The following is a 17,608-nucleotide window of genomic DNA, read 5'->3' on the forward strand; positions in this document are numbered from 1 at the left end:
TACCAACGTTTACGTGCGGTTTTACGCGTTCAAACTTTTCTTTTGCCATGACGGAACCTATCAGTTTTGTGTATCTAAATTACATATGAAAATAATCCACCAAAGGTAGATTAAGTTAATCTTTTTCAAATAGTATTTTCTGACAGATAAAGGAAGTAATCAAGGAGATTCTTAGGACTGGTGCTGATAGGCAGAGTCGAACTGCCGACCTCACCCTTACCAAGGGTGCGCTCTACCAACTGAGCTATATCAGCAACACAAGAACTGGAGCGGGCAGCGGGAATCGAACCCGCATCATCAGCTTGGAAGGCTGAGGTAATAGCCATTATACGATGCCCGCATAAAAATCTGTTCTTAAACTACCTCTAACCGTCAAGAATAAAGTGGTGGAGGGAGCTGGATTCGAACCAGCGAAGGCTGAGCCGTCAGATTTACAGTCTGATCCCTTTGGCCGCTCGGGAACCCCTCCACGATAATTCTCTACTAATTCACTTCCGGTAAAAGGAAAGTGGTGCCGACTAACCGAGTCGAACGGTTGACCTACTGATTACAAGTCAGTTGCTCTACCAGCTGAGCTAAGTCGGCACTGCTTTAGTACGGGGCGAGATATTAGAGTAAGGTTTATTGGGATGCAACAATAAAATTAAAAAAAGTGTAAATTTTTAGTTTAAATGCTCAATATTCACGCGAAAACGCGTTTTTTGCACTTTTTTATACTGTTTCGGTTAATTCGTACCAATAATTCAATCCCTTCATTACGAGCAATGAATCAAAAATACTTCCTGCAAATTGCTGCTGCAATAGTGGGCCATAGCCACCAGCAAAAATAATTTGTGTTGCTTGTTCTGTTTTTTGAGCCGTTAAATTCAGCTTAGCTTGCTCAATTGCCCCGATGGTTGCCACTAAGGCACCGTTTTTTAAACCATTTGGCGTGTTTTTACCCAATTCATTAGTAAACGGTGTTTTACCGTCATCAAAAACACGTTGGGTGTTTTGTGTAAGCGATGAGGTCATTAAATCAAGCCCGGGTAAAATCCAGCCACCTAAATGTAGGCCTTCACTATCAAGCACGTCAATTGTGGTGGCAGTACCTGCATCAATAACAATACATGCTTTATGTGGGTATAATGTAAAGCCTGCAATAAGCGCAAGCCACCTGTCTATGCCTAAGTTACCTACGTGCTCGTAAGCACATACAAGATCTCCAAGCGTTTTGGTTACCTTGGCTTCAAAACAAATAATATTATTGCTAGCCGCTTGCGCGAGAATATCGTTTAGTAAATCACTGCGCCCTACACATGCATAAATCACTTCGGTTATTTGTAACCAAGGCAGGTTATTTATATCTGCTGGTTGTGCTTGCTCGTTATGCCACAGCACAGCTTTTAGTGATGTATTTCCTACGTCGATCAGTAATCTCATACTTGCGCCTTTCTGAGGGAGACTTCCCCACCGTAATAACTTTTTACTTCACCATCTTGGCGAATTCGTATTCCACCTTGTGGGTCAATACCTTCGCATATTCCACGCCAGCTTCGGTGCCCTGTATTTAGCTCAACATAATCGCCAGCAAACGCATTAAGCGAATTCCATTGCTCATACATATCTTGTAAGCCAGTTTGACGATACTGCACTAAACGCTGCTCTAAATGATAAGTAAGTGACGCCACCAGCTGGTTTTTATCAAGCTTTTGAGTATGTTGATTTAAGTCGGTCCACGCTTGGTCTATATGTTGGCTAAAACTCTCAGGCATTTGTAAATTAATACCTATACCAATCACTAACTGACAAGGTCCTTGCGGTTGCCCATCTAATTCAACCAACACACCTGCAAGTTTTTGTTTATTTATATAAATATCGTTAGGCCATTTAAGCTCTACATCAATTTGGTATAACGCTTTAATTGCATCATAAACAGCAAGGCCTACCGCAATTGATACACCCATTGCAGCTTGAAGCCCGTCATCTAAACGCCAAAAGTAACTATAATACAGATTAGCGCCAAATGGGGATTGCCAAACACGGCCGCGTCGGCCGCGCCCTGCTTGCTGCATTTCAGCAACAATAACAGTGCCAGACTCAAGCGCTGTTTTAGCCTGTATACGGCGCATAAGCTCGCTGTTGGTCGAATCAATAATAGGGTGCACTTCTACATCGGCAGTATTAGCACCTAGCGCTTTGTAGTGCTGATCAATTTGCGTTTTATTTAAAAGGCCCACTTGGTTATTTAAGCAATAGCCTTTGCCAGTCACTTTAAAAATGTCCAAGCCCATTTCTTGTAACGTTTTGATATGTTTACTCACCGCAGCTCGGCTAATTCCTAGCTTTTCACCCAAGGCTTGGCCAGATACAAAGCCCCCTTGGTTGAGTGCATTTAAAATAGCGAGTTTGTTTCCATCAGGTGCTTTCATTGCTCAGGCTCCGCGTTAATATGGCATTCGCTGCACGAATCTATCAAACGTACTTCGTGCTCAAGCATAATGTTGTAGCGCATATAAACCACTTGCTGAATGTGTTTAATCATTTTTATTAGGTCACTACCTTCACTATTTCCGTGATTAACAAGCACTAGCGCTTGTTGTTCATGCACTTCTACACCGGCCTCGCGGTGCCCTTTTAAACCACTTTGATCGATTAACCAACCTGCTGCGACCTTGTGATGGCTTTGCCCATATTCGTAATGAGGTAAATCTGCAAACTGCTTTAATAGCTCAGCCAACTGCTGGTTAGTAATTATTGGGTTTTTAAAAAAGCTACCCGCATTGGCGAGTGTATATGGGTTAGGTAATTTGCTATTGCGCGTTTTTATAACCTGATCGAATACTGCTTGCGGGGTAATGCTTGAGAGCTGCTGCAGGGGGCCATAACTTAATACTGGTTGCCACTTTTTTGGAAGCGCTAAATGCACTTGCGTGATCACCGCTTTATTTTTAAGGGCATGTTTAAATATTGAGTCTCTGTAAGCAAATTCACATTGTGTATTATTTAGTGAGTGCATAGTTTTAGTGGTTATATCAAAGTATTCTACCAACTCAATAAATTTAGCTATCTCAACGCCATAAGCACCAATATTTTGTACCGGCGATGCACCCACTGTGCCCGGTATAAGTGCTAAATTTTCAAGCCCGGGTATATTTTTCTCTAATAAATAACTGACTAGTTGATGCCAGTTTTCGCCTGCAGCAATACTTATTAGTGTGTCGTTCTCACGATCAGTAATTTTAATCCCTTTTAAGGCTATTTTTATAACCGTACCCATGTAGTCATTTAAAAATACGGTATTACTGCCCTCGCCTAGCAAACAAAACGGTGTACTAAAACTTTGCGTTTTAAGTTGCTCAAGCTGAGTAATTTCAACAAAATTTTGGCATTGGCTGTTTAATGCGAATGTATGTAAGGAGTGTAATGAATGCGCCACAAAGCTCTCTAAAAATACCGGTAACTAATCGCAATAGTTTACCTCATCGTCGCAAATGTGGCACTAGATTGTAAAAATCACTCAACCCACCGTGCCAATCGTGATATAAAACCAGCACTTTTTTATTTGTGTTCAGAGTAATGATGAAAATTAAACCTCTTTTTTTAAGCCTCGCTATGGCGGGTATGTGTTCGCAAGCAATGGCTAATGCGATTGACCAAAACTCGTATGCTAACCTTGATGATGTTGTTACTACTCACTTAAACCTTGATTTAGATGTCGACTTTGCCGACAAGCAGTTAGAAGGTTTTGTTGAGCATACTCTTCAGTGGAACAACAGCAAAAGTAGAACGCTTGTACTTGATACCCGCGACTTAGACATTGATAAAGTAATGTACAAAGATCAAAGTGGTAACTGGAAAAAGGCGACTTTTGATTTAGCTAAGCGAGATGACGTTAAAGGCTCAAAGCTTACTATTGTGTTTAAAAACCAAGCTAAAGTAGTTCGTATTTACTACAACAGTCGTCCAGAAGCTTCAGGCCTGCAATGGTTAACACCCACGCAAACGGCAAGTAAAACGCATCCATTTATGTACAGCCAATCGCAAGCAATTCATGCACGTAGTTGGATCCCAGTGCAAGATACACCCGCAATGCGTGTAACTTACTCTGCACGAATTCATACACCAAAAGATATACGTGCTGTAATGAGTGCCGATAACAAAGATGCGCTTTATAAAGATGGGGACTACATTTTTGATATGCCACAAGCAATTTCACCTTACCTAATTGCTATTGGCGCAGGTAACTTAGAATTTAAAGCAATGTCGCACCAAACGGGCATATTTGCTGAGCCGACAATTTTAGATGCCTCAGTTGCTGAATTTGACGACACCCAAGCCATGATCGATAAAACAAACGCGATGTACGGCGAATATGCTTGGGGTCGTTACGACTTATTAATGCTACCGCCAAGTTTTCCGTTTGGTGGCATGGAAAATCCACGCTTATCATTCATAACTCCAACGGTTGTTGCCGGTGATAAAAGCTTAGTTAACCTTATTGCTCATGAGCTTGCTCATTCTTGGTCTGGTAACTTAGTAACTAACGCAACGTGGGAAGATTTGTGGTTAAACGAAGGTTTTACCTCGTACGTTGAAAACCGCATTATGGAAGAAGTATTTGGTCGTGACCGTGCGGTTATGGAACAAGCACTTGATTCAGCGTCTTTACGCGCACAACTTAAAACAATTGATGCACCAGATACACGCCTTAATTTAAAACTTAACGGCCGCGACCCAGACGATGCATTCAGTTCAGTGCCTTACACTAAAGGTCAATTATTTTTAATTTACCTAGAAAACAAATATGGTCGCGATAAATTTGACCCGTTTGTAAAAGCGTACTTTAAAGAGTTTTCGTTTAAATCACTTACTACCGCGCAATTTGTTACTTACTTAAAAGCTAACTTAATTGAAAAGTATCCTGATGTTGTAAGCATGGATAAAGTAAACGAATGGATTTTTGAACCTGGATTACCAAGTGATGCGCCAAACCCTACTTCTGATGCATTTGATAAAGTAGATACTGCAACAGCAGCATGGCTAAAAGGCGACACAACTGCAGCTCAACTGCCAACAGCTGATTGGTCTGTGCATGAGTGGCTACACTTTTTAAATAACTTACCACGTGATTTAAGCCAGGAGCACATGGTAGAGCTTGACTCAGAATTTAACCTAACACAGTCAACTAATGCTGAACGTGCGTTTGCTTGGTTTATGCTAGCAGTAGGAAATGGTTATCAACCAATTTACCCTGCACTTGATAAGCACTTATCAGGCATTGGCCGTCGTAAGTTAATTGTACCGTTATATAAATCCCTTATCACTAACGGTAAAAAAGAGTGGGCACAAAGCGTGTACTTAAAAGCACGCCCGGGTTACCACCCACTTGCACAAGGCACTATTGACGCATTATTTGAATAAATAGCGTTAACTAGAAACTAAAAAGGGCCAAATTTGGCCCTTTTGTTTTGCTATTTTTCTACTTTGTCACTTTTTCTAAAAAAGCTTTACGCTCTGCAGTTGTGGCTTGTTGCCACCAAAAATCAAGCATTTGCGGCGCACTTGGCATGCCTTTACCTGTAATGGGTGCTATCGGCTTTATTGGCTGACTAGGACGAGAAGGTCCTGCAGGCATTGTATTTTGCATTACCGGTTTATTGCTTGCTAGCTGCGTGTTAGAAATAACACTTAAAGGCTTAGCAACAGCGCTACTTTTTGCTTTTAAACTAACTTGTGGTGCTTCTGCAAATACTTTTGCAGATACTGCATTTTCAGCACGATTAAACACTAAGGTATAATCTTTACCTGCTTCAACAGTTACACTTACCCAAAATGGTTCCGACTCCACAACTTCATGCGTGTCATAATCATCTTCATATAAATCGGTATATTTTAGCCTAAGCTGGTAAGTTCCTGGCGCAAGCTCTACATCATCAATACGGCTAAACAAAGAGCTTTCTAGCATTTTATCACCCACTTGTAGTGGTACAATTTCTTCTGGAAAGTGAATGTTTTCAGCATTAGCCGAAAAACTAAGTAGTAATGCAACTGCACTACTTATTAAAATTGGTTTAAGCATATTAACTCCTTTATTTGATTTCAGTTTGACACTGCTTTGAAAGTTTGTCATTAGTGAGCTTAAAATTCATAACACTTAATTAGGAACACACTATGAGCCAAGAGACTATTTTTACCAAAATAATTAATCGTGAAATTCCGGCCGACATTGTCTACGAAGATGAAGACACCCTCGCATTTAAAGATATAAACCCACAAGCGCCATTTCATGTGTTAATTATCCCCAAAAAAGCAATTGCTACTATAAATGATATAAATCCTGAAAACTCACATTTAGTAGGCAATTTATACGTTGTTGCGGCAAAATTAGCTAAGCAGCACAATTTTGCTGAGGACGGATACCGCGTGGTCATGAACTGTAATGAACATGGTGGACAAACCGTTTATCACATACATTTACATATGCTTGGCGGTAAAGAAATGGGATGGCCACCTTACCAAAATGTAAAAAAAGTAAATTAATTAAATATTTTTATCTAACTATTCTGCTCAACCAATTAGTTACAAACGTTATGATTTTTCATGGTTATAAAGAGTAAATGGTTACTTATTTGCAACATTTTATGTTTAAATAATCGTAAAATCGTATTTGTTATTGAGTGCTTCAGCGACTTTCTAATACAAAAGGTGCGGAAGTCGTGATAAACTTAAACAGTCAGCTTTATAAAAGAGTATAAAAACATGAGCAGTTCAGCCTTTTTGTTATTAGATCAAGAGCCAATTAACACTATTGGTATTAACGTTTTAGAACCTTTGTTAAAAACGCAAGGCCTTGACGTAACCACGGGTACTAATATTTTAGATATACCTGAAGGGACTCGACTTTTGTTTATCGAAACATCTAGCAAGGATGCATGGGGAAAACTAAAAGAACAACTAGTAAACCTACGTATTAAATGCGATATCATATTATTTAATCTAGACGAGAACCCTGAGCTTGCTAATCGTGCATTGTTGAGCGGTATTCGTGGCGTATTTTACACAACAGATAACGCCGATGTATTAATGAAAGGTATTCGTTTACTACTTGAAGATCAGCTTTGGTACCGTCGCGATATTATGTGTAATGCATTAAATCGTATGCTGCAATTTAATAAAGATGCGCTGCATAAACTAACCGAAGGGGATATTGAGCCTGTTAAACTTACTAAACGAGAAAAAGCAATAATCTCACTAATGAGTAAAGGTTCGAAGAATAAAGAAATCGCAGAAGATTTAAGTATCAGTCCACACACAGTTAAAACACATTTATATAGCGCATTTAGAAAAACTAAATGTCGTAACCGTATTGAGCTCCTATCTTGGGCACAACAAAATATCCCTGATGAAATTCGTTAATCATATATTTAGTTTAAAATTAAAAACAGACACTTAGGTGTCTGTTTTTGTATGTGTTACACACTTATTTAATACCAATTTGCTTGCCTAAGTGATCTGTTTTGATAATTGGTATAAGTGTATACTTTTAATAATCTTAGTTTAAAACTACTTTGCTGGAATATTAATGCTCGACTCTTTCACTCTTTATTTTGCCAGCATCGCCATCATGGTTGTAATGACCTTACTTAACTTTTTAACATGGCGAACGAACAAACAAATATCGGGCACGCTGCTATACATTTTCTATCCCATATTGCTTTTAGGCTCTGTTATTGGTTTTACTCTTGTTGGTGATACACATAATTTAGTAATTATTAGCGCTGCCAGTAGCATGATGTTTGCCGCATCAATAGTGCATTGTTTATCGCTCAGTCAGTTTTTAAATTATCACGGCATTGGTTTTAAATTACTTTGCTCAGTAACCGCTTTTTGCACTGTAATGCTTGGCTATTACACCTTTTTTGACCCATCTCTACACGAAAGAGTGATTGCATCCGATATACAACACATAGCAGAAGCCGGCTTTTTACTCTTTATATTTATTAAGTACGCGCGCAAACCCTACCCTAATGGCAGCATTGTATACATAACCATTTTAACGCTTGTTGCTTTGAGCTTTATCGGCCGCTCGTTATTTATGGATAACATTGAACAAAAAAATCTTTTAGTAAACGGCTGGTTTAGCTCTTTATTATTTTTAAATGGGGTAATTGCGCCCATGTTTTATGCTGCAGGTATGGCGTTATTATGTAATGAGCGCAGAGAACAGCACCTCAATAAACTCGCCGATAAAGCACAAAAAGATTTAGAAATTCGCGGGCTCTTTTTATCAACAATAAGCCACGAAATTCGCACCCCACTAAACGGTATTTTAGGCAGCGCCCAACTTGTTATGAACCAAACAAGTGATACCCGCAATAAAGCCTATTGCGAGGCAATTATAAATTCTGCCGAATCACTTAACTTGTTGGTAGATAAGGTCCTTGATTACGCGAGCCTAGATCAAAGTGACGAAGCGCTTTACGAAGAAGATGTAGAATTTAAAACATGGCTTAATAATTTATGTTTATTACTAAGCCCAATGGCCGAGCAAAAGCAGCTAAAATTTGAGCTTATCTATAATATTCCTGAGCAAGCCTGTTATTACTGCGACCAACAAAAACTTAGACAAATAATTATTAATTTAGTCGGTAACGCTATTAAATTTACAGATCACGGAACCGTTAAAATTCAGGTTGATTTAGTATTAGAAAAACAACTTGAGCACACTATAAAAATTAGTGTCAAAGATTCAGGACCAGGTATAGAAAATGACGAGATAGCCTACTTAACAGAACCTTATGTACAAAGTAGCGCAGGAAAAGAAAAAGGCGGAACCGGCCTTGGTTTAGCTATTACTAGCCGCCTGCTTGAAAAGCTCAGTAGCCGACTCGAAATAGCCAGCCAGCTTGGTACTGGTAGTGTATTTAGCTTTACCGTTACTTTTACTTTAGGTGAATTAAGCCTTGTAGAGCAGCGCCATCAAACTAAAGATTACTTAACAGGTCTTGATGTATTACTGGTTGAAGATTTAGATTTAAATCAAAAAATTGCTATAGAATTCATGGCCGACGATGAACACAAAATTAAGCTCGCAAAAGATGGGAAAAGTGCCATAGAGCTCATGCAAGCTCACCACTTCGATGTTGTTTTGCTTGATATGAACCTACCTGATTTAACAGGCCAAGAAGTACTTAAACGTCTAAAACGCATTGATCATAAAAATCAACGAACGCCTGTACTCGCATTTACTGCAAGCCTTAGCCCTGACGAAGTAAAAGAGTATTTAGAATTAGGAATAAAAGACATTGTAGGCAAGCCTATTAAGCATGAAAAGCTTCGCCAAGCACTTAGTGACTCTCAATCTAATCAAACTGCGAGCATTGCAGTAGAGCTTATTGATACCTTGTATGACAAAACAGCGGCCGAAACACTCACCAGCTCATTTAGTGAAGATGAAGTGTCTTCAATTTATAATGAATTTGTGCTTTCAGCCCGCAACAAGCTAATTCGCTGTCAAAAGCTTATTGACCAACAACCAGAGCAATGCATTAAGCTTTTACATCGCCAAGCAAGTACCGCTCTGCAACTTGGTTTTAATCGCTATGGTATTGAGCTTAAAAAAATAGAGCGCCGTTTACTCGATAAAAAGCCACATAACGATATGCTTGATGAAGCGCTAGATCTGTGGCAACGCAGCTTAGAGCAATATTTAAAGTTTGTGCGTGGGCAGTTAGAGTAATAGTGAATTAGCTTTAAAAAAAGCTAATGATTAGCCTCTTCCATATTTATCATCAAATCGCTCTATATCGCTTTCATCAAGTACAGCACCGGTTTGCACTTCAATAACTATTAACGGCTCTTTTTGATTATTAGCCAAACTATGAATTTGCTTTGCGGCGATATAACACGATTGGTCGTGCGTTAGCGTATACGCTTGCTCATTAATACACACATCTGCAATACCCGAAACCACCACCCAATGCTCAGCGCGATGCTGATGGCGCTGCGTCGAAAGCTTAGCACCGCTGGTTACAGTAATTTTTTTAACTTTAAAGCCAGTGCCTTCAACCAAAGTACGGTAATTCCCCCACGGGCGAAAAACCACTTGATGATGATTAAGTTTATCAGCCTGTGTTATAGCAATTTTCTTAAGCAACAAAGGCAGAGAATCTAGCTCATTTTGGTTTGCAATTAACGTGGCATCATGAGTATGAATAATTGCTAAATTGCTAACTCCAAGCGTGGCAATAGTGTGTTCAGCCTCGTTAATAACTAAGTTATTAGTGCTTTTTTGAGCCATATAATTAGCATTTAAGCTATTACCGTTTTCATCTTTTTTTGTAAGCGCATCAAGGGATGAAAAACTACCTACATCACTCCATTTTAAATCAACAGGCATAACAACTACGTTATTACTGCGCTCTAAAATGGCGTAATCAATTGAATCGCTTGGGCAGTGTTCAAGCGCACTGTTGCTTGGGCGGGTAAACCCTAAATCTTTGGTAAATTGCGCCGCTGCAGCGACACTCGTTGCTATTTTTGGCGCAAACCGCTCGAGCTCTTTTAAGTAGGCTGTGGGGGTAAATAAAAACATGCCGCTATTCCAGCTATAACCACCTTGAGCTAAATAACGGTTCGCTGTATCTAAGTCAGGCTTTTCTTTAAATTGTGCAACATCGTAACAACCCGTTCCAGCAATAGCCGCGCCTTGTTTTATATAACCATAGCCAGTATGCGCCTCTGTAGGAGTAATCGAAAACGTCACTAGCTTTCCTTGCTCAGCAAGTTTTACAACTTCAGGGAGCTTAGCCGTTAATACATCAAAGTTTTTAATATGATGATCGGCAGGCATCACTAATAGCGGACCAGTAATCCCATTTTGTAGTGCATAGTGGGCGGCTAATGCGATGGCAGGCGCGGTATTTTTACCTTTAGGTTCGAGTAATAACGCAGTAGGAATTGAGCTTTCAGCCTGCTCGGCGGCAATAAATCGGTGCTGCTCGTTACACACTAAAATAGCATTATCAAACAACTCATCAGAAACACGCGCCAACGTACTTTGTAGCAATGACGTGTTTTCATTTAGTAGTGGTAAAAATTGTTTAGGCATTGCTTGGCGAGAAAGCGGCCACAAGCGAGAGCCTATGCCACCTGCTAAAATTACAGGAGTGATTAAAGTGTTCATAATGTACATTAGCCGCCAACAAAAATATCAGCGATTATTTTAACACTTTATTGGCTCTGCGCTAAATTAACGTGTTTATATTAATGTAAAAGAGTCTGCATCTAAATAGGCAGGAAACGCTGCTTTAAACTCATCCAGTGGCGCTTTTTCAAGTGTTATAGTAACTAGTTGCTCTGCGTCATCTTGCGCTTTAGTTAATGCATCGCCTTTGAAGTCGTATACCGCTGTACCGCCATTGTGCGCCACACCATTACCGTCTTCCCCCACGCGATTAACACCTACTACGTAACATAGGTTTTCCATTGCACGCGCCATAAGTAACGTATCCCAAATATGGCGGCGTACAGCAGGCCAATTTGCTACGTTTATCATTACATCGTAGTCGTTATTATTACGTTGAAATACCGGAAAGCGCAGGTCATAGCATACTTGCGGTAATAGTTTAAAACCATTGATTTCAAAAACTTTGCGCGCTTGCCCTGCTACAACGTAATCGCCCTCGCTGCCTAAGCGAAATAAATGGCGCTTATCGTAATAACTCACCTCACCATCGGGTTTTACCCAATAAAACCGATTCGCTTTTTTATCGCCTTGTGCAACAAGTACCGAACCCGCAATAACCGCATTATGTTTATGAGCCTGCGCCTTTAACCACGTCAGTACTTTACCGTTTTCAGGCTCTGCACAATCTAAATTGATAGCAAAGCCAGTCGAGAATGTTTCGGGCAGTAAAATAAGATCGGGCTGATGCGTAATTGCTTCAAGCTGCTTATTAAACATGGCTAAATTAGCATCTTTATCAAGCCAATAAAGCGAGCTTTGCAATGCTGTAATGGTTAAAGTTGACATAATATTTGCGCAGCCTCTATGAGAGTGTTGTCGTTTTTAGCAAAGCATAAACGAATTACTTTGTCGGTTGGTGGATTTTGATAAAAAACACTTAACGGAATAGCCGCAACACCGGCTTGCTCAACTAACCAATGGCAAAATTCAACATCGTTTAAATCCGATACATCGCTGTAATCTAACAATAAAAAGTAAGTGCCTTGGCTAGGTAAAATTTTAAAACGGCTGTTACTTAAATGACTCGCTAATAAGTCGCGTTTTTGCTGATAAAACCCGCTTAGCTCATCTATATGCTCACCTTGCTGCTCGAGCATATCGGCAAGCGCATGCTGTGCGGGGGTAAAACTTGAAAACGTAACGTACTGATGAATTTTTCTAAATTCGACAGCTAAATCGGCAGGTGCAATACAGTAACCCATTTTCCAGCCCGTGCTGTGAAACGTTTTACCAAAACTCGATACAACAAAGCTTTTGGCAAATAATTCATCATCGCGTAATACGCTTAAATGCGGTTGTTCATCAAACGTAATGTGCTCATATACCTCATCGCTTATTACATACAAATTGTGAGTACCAACTAACTCTTTAAGCGCTTTTATATCTTGTGGCTGTAATATTTTACCGCTTGGGTTATGAGGCGTATTAATAATAATTGCACGGGTATTTTTAGTAATAGCTTGGCTTACTACTTGCCAATCAATAGTGTAATTTGGCGCACTTAAAGCAATGTGTACCGACTTTCCACCAGCGAGTTCAATTGCCGGTTGGTAAGAGTCATATGCAGGGTCAAATACAATCACTTCATCACTTGGGCGCACAATTGTTTGAATAGCCACAAACAATGCCTCTGTTGCACCTGAGGTAACAGTAACTTGATCAGCTGCGTTTATATCAGCTGCATATTTGCGCTTTGCTAAATCAGCAATTTGTTGCTGTAATCGTGGTACACCACTTGAAGGTGAATATTGATTAACGCCCTGCTGCACATAATAATTTAACTGCGTTTTTAAAAGATCAGGAGCATCAAACTCAGGAAAGCCTTGAGAGAGATTAATTGCCGAAAACTCATTAGCCAACCCGCTCATTTGGCTAAATATACTAACGCCTAAATTTGGTAATTTACTTTCAAACACGTGATGCCCTTAATGATGGTTTTGCGCTTAAAGCGATGCTATCATTGCTTAAAACAGAAGTATAGCCGTCTAAAAACAATTAACTTTACGCTCATTAGTGAGGAATGTATGCAAAACAATACCGCTATTTCACAACTTATTGAAGCCGGAAAATGGGTTAGCCAAAAAGGCTGGGGACCCGCAACAGGCGGAAACTTTTCAGCTCGTACTAGCACTGGCTTTGTTGTTACAGCAAGTGGGCACGATAAAGGCTCACTGACGCAAGAGCATTTTTTGCAATTAGATCACCAAGGCGAGCGCCTAGCAGGAGCTGCAAAACCATCGGCAGAAACACAATTACACCTAAGTTTGTATCAGCTTATACCTGATGCGCAGTGTGTTTTGCATACTCACTCTGTAGCCGCTACCGTACTGTCGCAAATTACCCAAGGGCATCAGCTTGATTTAACAGGCTATGAAATGCAAAAAGCACTGAGCGGCTTTACTTCGCATTTAGAAACGCTGAGCATTCCTATTTTCGATAACGATCAAGATATTGACCGATTAAGCCTGCTGGTTAGTGACCATCATTTACATACACCTATAGAGCACGGCGTACTGATACGTGGCCATGGCTTATATGCAGTAGGGCGTAATATTGATGAAGTTCGTCGCCACCTAGAAGCCTTAGAGTTTTTATTTAGTTGCGAACTAGAGCGCTTAAAAATAATAGGTATTCAAGCGGGAGTAACTAAATGATTAAAGCCATTTTAACCGACATCGAAGGCACAATAACCCGTATCTCGTTTGTTAAAGAGGTGTTGTTTCCTTACGCAGCAAAACAATTACCTACCTTTGTACGTGCCAATGCTAATAAGCCAGATGTAGCTGAGCAAATTAGTGCCATAAAAGCTCTTATCGAAAAGCCAAACGCCGATATTGAAGAAGTCATTAGCACTTTACTTACCTGGATTGATGAAGATAAAAAAATCACTCCACTTAAGCAATTACAAGGCTTAATTTGGCAAACAGGGTATGAACACGGTGATTTTAAAGGGCATTTATACCCAGATGCATTTGATTTTTTACAAGCTCAGTACAACAGCGATATAGCTTTATATGTGTACTCGTCAGGGTCAGTAAAAGCGCAGCAGCTACTTTTTAAATACAGTGATTATGGTGACATTCGCAGCTTGTTTACTGACTTTTTTGACACCAAAGTTGGCGCAAAACAAGAGCAAATGGCCTATAACACCATTGTTGAGCTGTTACCGTTTAAAGCAGCAGAAATACTCTTTTTAAGTGATGTAGCCGGCGAGCTTGATGCCGCGCAAGCTGCCGGCTTAAAAACAATACATTTAATTCGTGATGGGCAAGCAAGCACTAAAGCACACCCTTATATTAATGACTTTAGCCAATTTAAATTGGAGCAATTAGTATGAGTCAATTAACAATATATGCTGACAACGATGCAAGCAAAGCACTTGTAAGCACATCAAATGCTGATGATATTGCAAAGCAACTAGCTAAAGTAAACGTACGTTTTGAACAGTGGCAAGCAAATGCAGATATTAATCAGCACACCACCCATGAGCAAATTATTAGTGCGTACAAAAGCGATATAGATCGGTTAAAAGCCGAAAATGGCTATCAAACAGTAGACGTTATATCTCTAGCTAAAGGTAATCTTGGCGCATCAGAGCTACGCAAAAAGTTTTTATTTGAACATACCCATAGTGAAGACGAAGTGCGTTTTTTTGTAAAAGGCCAAGGGCTATTTTGCCTACATTTAGGCAATAAGGTTTATCAGGTACTTTGCCAACAAGGCGATTTAATTTCAGTGCCTGAACTTACCCCGCATTGGTTTGATATGGGCAGCGACCCTGAGTTTACTGCCATTCGCTTATTTAACAATACAGAGGGCTGGGTAGCAAAAAGCACTGACTCGTCTATTGCAAAGCAATTTCCGTTATTATCATAAGTTAGTCATTCAAAACCTTGGTCCACACGAATACACATAACGTGGACCAAAATATCGCGAAGCTACTTAAGCTTTATGAGATCGCCATTTTCAACCTGACTTTGGTTGTACACACCTGTATCTAACACCCACCCTGTAACCAGTTTTGCCGGAGTTATATCAAATGCAGGGTTATATACATTAGCATTGGTGGGTGCCCATAAAGCCTCACCAAAGCTACCGCTAACTCCGCGCACTTCTTGAGGATTACGCTGCTCTATTTCTATATCATCACCACACGCGGTGTTGGTATCAAGCGTGGTAATAGGCGCAACTACATAAAATGGAATGTTATGAAAATACGCAAGTACGGCTAAATTATAGGTGCCCACTTTATTAGCAAAATCACCATTGGCAGCAATACGATCAGCCCCTACTACTATTTTATCCACCTTACCTGCAGCCATTAAACTTGCCGCCATATTATCGCAAATTAATGTGTACGGTATTTCCCAGCGCTCAAGCTCAAAGGCCGTTAAGCGGCCGCCTTGTAATAATGGTCGTGTTTCATCAACCCACACATGTACGTTGCCATGTTTTTGCTGCGCTTTGTAAATAACACCCAGTGCAGTACCAATACCAGCGGTTGCAAGCGCCCCTGTATTACAATGAGTTAATATGTTGTCGCCACTATTTATAAGCTCGGCACCACGATTTGCCATTCGTTCACACAGCTCAATATCTTCAATAAACAACCGCTCAGCAGTACTAACAATACCGGCAACATAATCGCTTTGCGTTAAAGCTTTTCGCAATGCCGCCATACAATGCATTAAATTAACCGCCGTTGGACGAGTGGCTTCTAGTTCATTGATTGCTTTTTCAAGCTCACTTTTCACTACCCCTTGCTCAGCTAAATACGCCACTAACAAGCTCGCGCCTAAACCAATAAGTGGGGCTCCACGCACTTTTAAGTTAATGATCAGCTCTTTCATGGTTTCTACATCATGGCACTGATGCCATACCTGCTGGTGAGGTAGTAAATATTGGTCGAGCACACTAAGCGACCCGTTTTCATATTTTAAACTGCTTGCGATTAAGTTTTGCATAATGCTTAAGGTATTAAAAATGCGTAACGTTATTTTACACCACTTTGAATAACTCTCAAGCTAGACTTGTAGACATCTAAACATTTAAAAGTATAGAATGCTTAAAAGCTGATTTTTGAGATTTAAACCATGACTAACTATGTTGCTTTTAATGCACAGCGCGCTATCGATTACGTATCGACATTAATTGAATCTAAACAATGTAATTTTTTTGATTCCGGACAAACCTTATCGGCATATGAGTTTGGTGATGGCAATCTTAATTTAGTATTTAGAATTACTGATGAGCAAAACAATAGTGTTATTTTAAAGCAAGCTCTGCCTTACGCGCGTTGCGTGGGTGAGTCGTGGCCATTAACACTTGATAGAGCCCGTATAGAAGCACAAGTTTTACTTAACCATGGTGCTATTTGCCCAGCTTATACTGCTAATGTTTTACATTATAGTGAAATACAAGCCCTGACTATTTTAGAAGATTTAGGTAATTTACAAATATTGCGTACTGCACAAAATAATGCAGAGCAATTCCCTAAATTGGCACAGCATGTAGCGACCTACTTAAGCCACACCGGCTTTTATAATTCAGATTTTTACTTAACCGCGCAAACTAAAAAAGCACTCGTTAGCCAATTTACTAATCCTGAGCTTTGCCAAATCACGGAAGACTTATTTTTTAGCGATCCGTACATTGAGCACGAACGCAATAACTACCCAAAACAACTACAAAACGAAGTTGACGCAATACAAAAAAACAACGCATTAAAGTTAGAAATAGCAAAACTAAAAGCTAATTTTTTATCTAAGCCGCAAACATTACTTCATGGTGATATGCACAGCGGTAGCATTTTTGTTGATTATAATAATACAAAGATGATTGACCCAGAATTTGGTTTTTTTGGACCTATTGGGTTCGATATTGGCTCTTTTATTGGTAATTTACTATTGAATTACTGCGCACAAGCAGGGCATATTGATGACTTTGTAGCACGTCGCAATTACCAAACACATTTACTTAGCTGTATCGTAGACACCTATAGTTTATTTGAGCAGCAATGGCTTGAATTAATACGCACTAAAACATTAGATGAATCATTAGCGCCAGTAGGCTATGCGCAATACTTTATGAAAAACGTATTGCAAGATGCTGTTGGTTACTGTGGTGCTGAGTTAATTAGGCGTACTATTGGGCTTGCGCACGTAAGCGATATAGATAGAATTAGTGATGACAATGCGCGCCTTACAGTGCAAAAACAAACATTAGCACTAGGCGAGCAACTTATTTTAAATGCACAAACATGCAACAACAAAGAAGCATTCTTTAGTTTATTAATAAGCCAATTAAACTAACAAGCATTAAAAAAGGCGCTATAAGCTGTCTCTTATACACAAATCCCTGCTAAGAAATTAGCGGGGA

General features: G+C 39.8%; 16 protein-coding genes and 4 tRNA genes. 8 read left to right on the forward strand and 12 right to left on the reverse strand.

What is annotated here, in order from left to right; translation table 11 throughout:
- Positions 1 to 178: 178 nt before the first annotated feature.
- The 7 genes from GQR53_RS18435 to murB form a co-directional block, all read right to left on the reverse strand.
- A tRNA-Thr gene (locus tag GQR53_RS18435) sits at positions 179 to 254 on the reverse strand.
- Between the two features lie 11 nt (positions 255 to 265).
- Positions 266 to 340 (reverse strand) — tRNA-Gly (locus GQR53_RS18440).
- A gap of 44 nt (positions 341 to 384) precedes the next feature.
- Positions 385 to 469 (reverse strand) — tRNA-Tyr (locus GQR53_RS18445).
- A 40-nt stretch (positions 470 to 509) separates the two neighbouring features.
- Positions 510 to 585 (reverse strand) — tRNA-Thr (locus GQR53_RS18450).
- A gap of 126 nt (positions 586 to 711) precedes the next feature.
- A complete protein-coding gene (locus GQR53_RS18455) occupies positions 712 to 1,422 on the reverse strand; it encodes a type III pantothenate kinase (protein ID WP_165744887.1) in 711 nt (236 codons plus the stop codon).
- Positions 1,419 to 2,411 (reverse strand): bifunctional biotin--[acetyl-CoA-carboxylase] ligase/biotin operon repressor BirA, encoded by a 993-nt coding sequence (birA, locus tag GQR53_RS18460; RefSeq protein ID WP_024593804.1) that lies wholly within the window; start codon positions 2,409 to 2,411, stop codon positions 1,419 to 1,421. The genes GQR53_RS18455 and birA overlap by 4 nt, the downstream gene beginning before the upstream one ends.
- Positions 2,408 to 3,418: a UDP-N-acetylmuramate dehydrogenase gene (murB, locus tag GQR53_RS18465; RefSeq protein WP_165744888.1), complete on the reverse strand. Its 1,011-nt coding sequence runs from the start codon at positions 3,416 to 3,418 to the stop codon at positions 2,408 to 2,410. The genes birA and murB overlap by 4 nt, the downstream gene beginning before the upstream one ends.
- 143 nt (positions 3,419 to 3,561) lie before the next feature.
- Between murB and GQR53_RS18470 the strand changes: the two genes are divergently transcribed.
- On the forward strand, positions 3,562 to 5,403 hold the full coding sequence (locus tag GQR53_RS18470) for a M1 family metallopeptidase (RefSeq protein ID WP_165744896.1): 1,842 nt from the start codon (positions 3,562 to 3,564) through the stop codon (positions 5,401 to 5,403).
- A 58-nt stretch (positions 5,404 to 5,461) separates the two neighbouring features.
- Here the strand turns inward: GQR53_RS18470 and GQR53_RS18475 are convergent, their stop codons facing one another.
- Positions 5,462 to 6,061, reverse strand: coding sequence for a DUF2057 domain-containing protein (locus GQR53_RS18475; RefSeq protein ID WP_004334921.1), 600 nt, complete (start codon positions 6,059 to 6,061; stop codon positions 5,462 to 5,464).
- Positions 6,062 to 6,153: 92 nt separating this feature from the next.
- Between GQR53_RS18475 and GQR53_RS18480 the strand changes: the two genes are divergently transcribed.
- The 3 genes from GQR53_RS18480 (at position 6,154) to GQR53_RS18490 (ending at position 9,721) form a co-directional block, all read left to right on the forward strand.
- Positions 6,154 to 6,522 (forward strand): histidine triad nucleotide-binding protein, encoded by a 369-nt coding sequence (locus tag GQR53_RS18480; RefSeq protein WP_004334923.1) that lies wholly within the window; start codon positions 6,154 to 6,156, stop codon positions 6,520 to 6,522.
- A gap of 219 nt (positions 6,523 to 6,741) precedes the next feature.
- Complete coding sequence (locus GQR53_RS18485) at positions 6,742 to 7,398, forward strand: response regulator transcription factor (protein WP_004334929.1); 657 nt, start codon at positions 6,742 to 6,744, stop codon at positions 7,396 to 7,398.
- 166 nt (positions 7,399 to 7,564) lie between these two features.
- Positions 7,565 to 9,721, forward strand: coding sequence for a response regulator (locus tag GQR53_RS18490; RefSeq protein ID WP_024606307.1), 2,157 nt, complete (start codon positions 7,565 to 7,567; stop codon positions 9,719 to 9,721).
- A gap of 30 nt (positions 9,722 to 9,751) precedes the next feature.
- Here GQR53_RS18490 and GQR53_RS18495 read toward each other — a convergent pair whose 3' ends face one another.
- From GQR53_RS18495 to GQR53_RS18505, 3 genes are all read right to left on the reverse strand, one after another.
- Complete coding sequence (locus GQR53_RS18495; protein WP_165744889.1) at positions 9,752 to 11,167, reverse strand: mannose-1-phosphate guanylyltransferase/mannose-6-phosphate isomerase; 1,416 nt, start codon at positions 11,165 to 11,167, stop codon at positions 9,752 to 9,754.
- 75 nt (positions 11,168 to 11,242) lie between these two features.
- Complete coding sequence (locus GQR53_RS18500) at positions 11,243 to 12,016, reverse strand: amidohydrolase (RefSeq protein ID WP_024606305.1); 774 nt, start codon at positions 12,014 to 12,016, stop codon at positions 11,243 to 11,245.
- A complete protein-coding gene (locus GQR53_RS18505) occupies positions 12,004 to 13,146 on the reverse strand; it encodes a methionine aminotransferase (protein ID WP_165744890.1) in 1,143 nt (380 codons plus the stop codon). The genes GQR53_RS18500 and GQR53_RS18505 overlap by 13 nt, the downstream gene beginning before the upstream one ends.
- Positions 13,147 to 13,254: 108 nt before the next feature.
- On the opposite strand from GQR53_RS18505, the gene GQR53_RS18510 reads away from it, so the two are divergent.
- The 3 genes from GQR53_RS18510 to GQR53_RS18520 are packed head-to-tail and all read left to right on the forward strand — an operon-like array spanning position 13,255 to position 15,106.
- Positions 13,255 to 13,884 (forward strand): methylthioribulose 1-phosphate dehydratase, encoded by a 630-nt coding sequence (locus GQR53_RS18510; protein ID WP_165744891.1) that lies wholly within the window; start codon positions 13,255 to 13,257, stop codon positions 13,882 to 13,884.
- Positions 13,881 to 14,567, forward strand: a complete 687-nt coding sequence (gene mtnC / locus GQR53_RS18515; RefSeq protein WP_165744892.1) for an acireductone synthase — start codon at positions 13,881 to 13,883, stop codon at positions 14,565 to 14,567. Before GQR53_RS18510 ends, mtnC begins: the two co-directional genes overlap by 4 nt.
- Positions 14,564 to 15,106: an acireductone dioxygenase gene (locus GQR53_RS18520; protein WP_165744893.1), complete on the forward strand. Its 543-nt coding sequence runs from the start codon at positions 14,564 to 14,566 to the stop codon at positions 15,104 to 15,106. Before mtnC ends, GQR53_RS18520 begins: the two co-directional genes overlap by 4 nt.
- A gap of 62 nt (positions 15,107 to 15,168) precedes the next feature.
- Here GQR53_RS18520 and mtnA read toward each other — a convergent pair whose 3' ends face one another.
- Positions 15,169 to 16,194 (reverse strand): S-methyl-5-thioribose-1-phosphate isomerase, encoded by a 1,026-nt coding sequence (gene mtnA, locus GQR53_RS18525; RefSeq protein WP_165744894.1) that lies wholly within the window; start codon positions 16,192 to 16,194, stop codon positions 15,169 to 15,171.
- A 129-nt stretch (positions 16,195 to 16,323) separates the two neighbouring features.
- Here mtnA and mtnK point away from each other — a divergent pair, with 129 nt between their 5' ends.
- On the forward strand, positions 16,324 to 17,541 hold the full coding sequence (mtnK, locus tag GQR53_RS18530) for an S-methyl-5-thioribose kinase (RefSeq protein ID WP_165744895.1): 1,218 nt from the start codon (positions 16,324 to 16,326) through the stop codon (positions 17,539 to 17,541).
- Positions 17,542 to 17,608 lie beyond the last annotated feature (67 nt).

The organism is Pseudoalteromonas sp. Z9A6, from assembly GCF_011378805.1.
Classification (GTDB): domain Bacteria; phylum Pseudomonadota; class Gammaproteobacteria; order Enterobacterales; family Alteromonadaceae; genus Pseudoalteromonas; species Pseudoalteromonas distincta.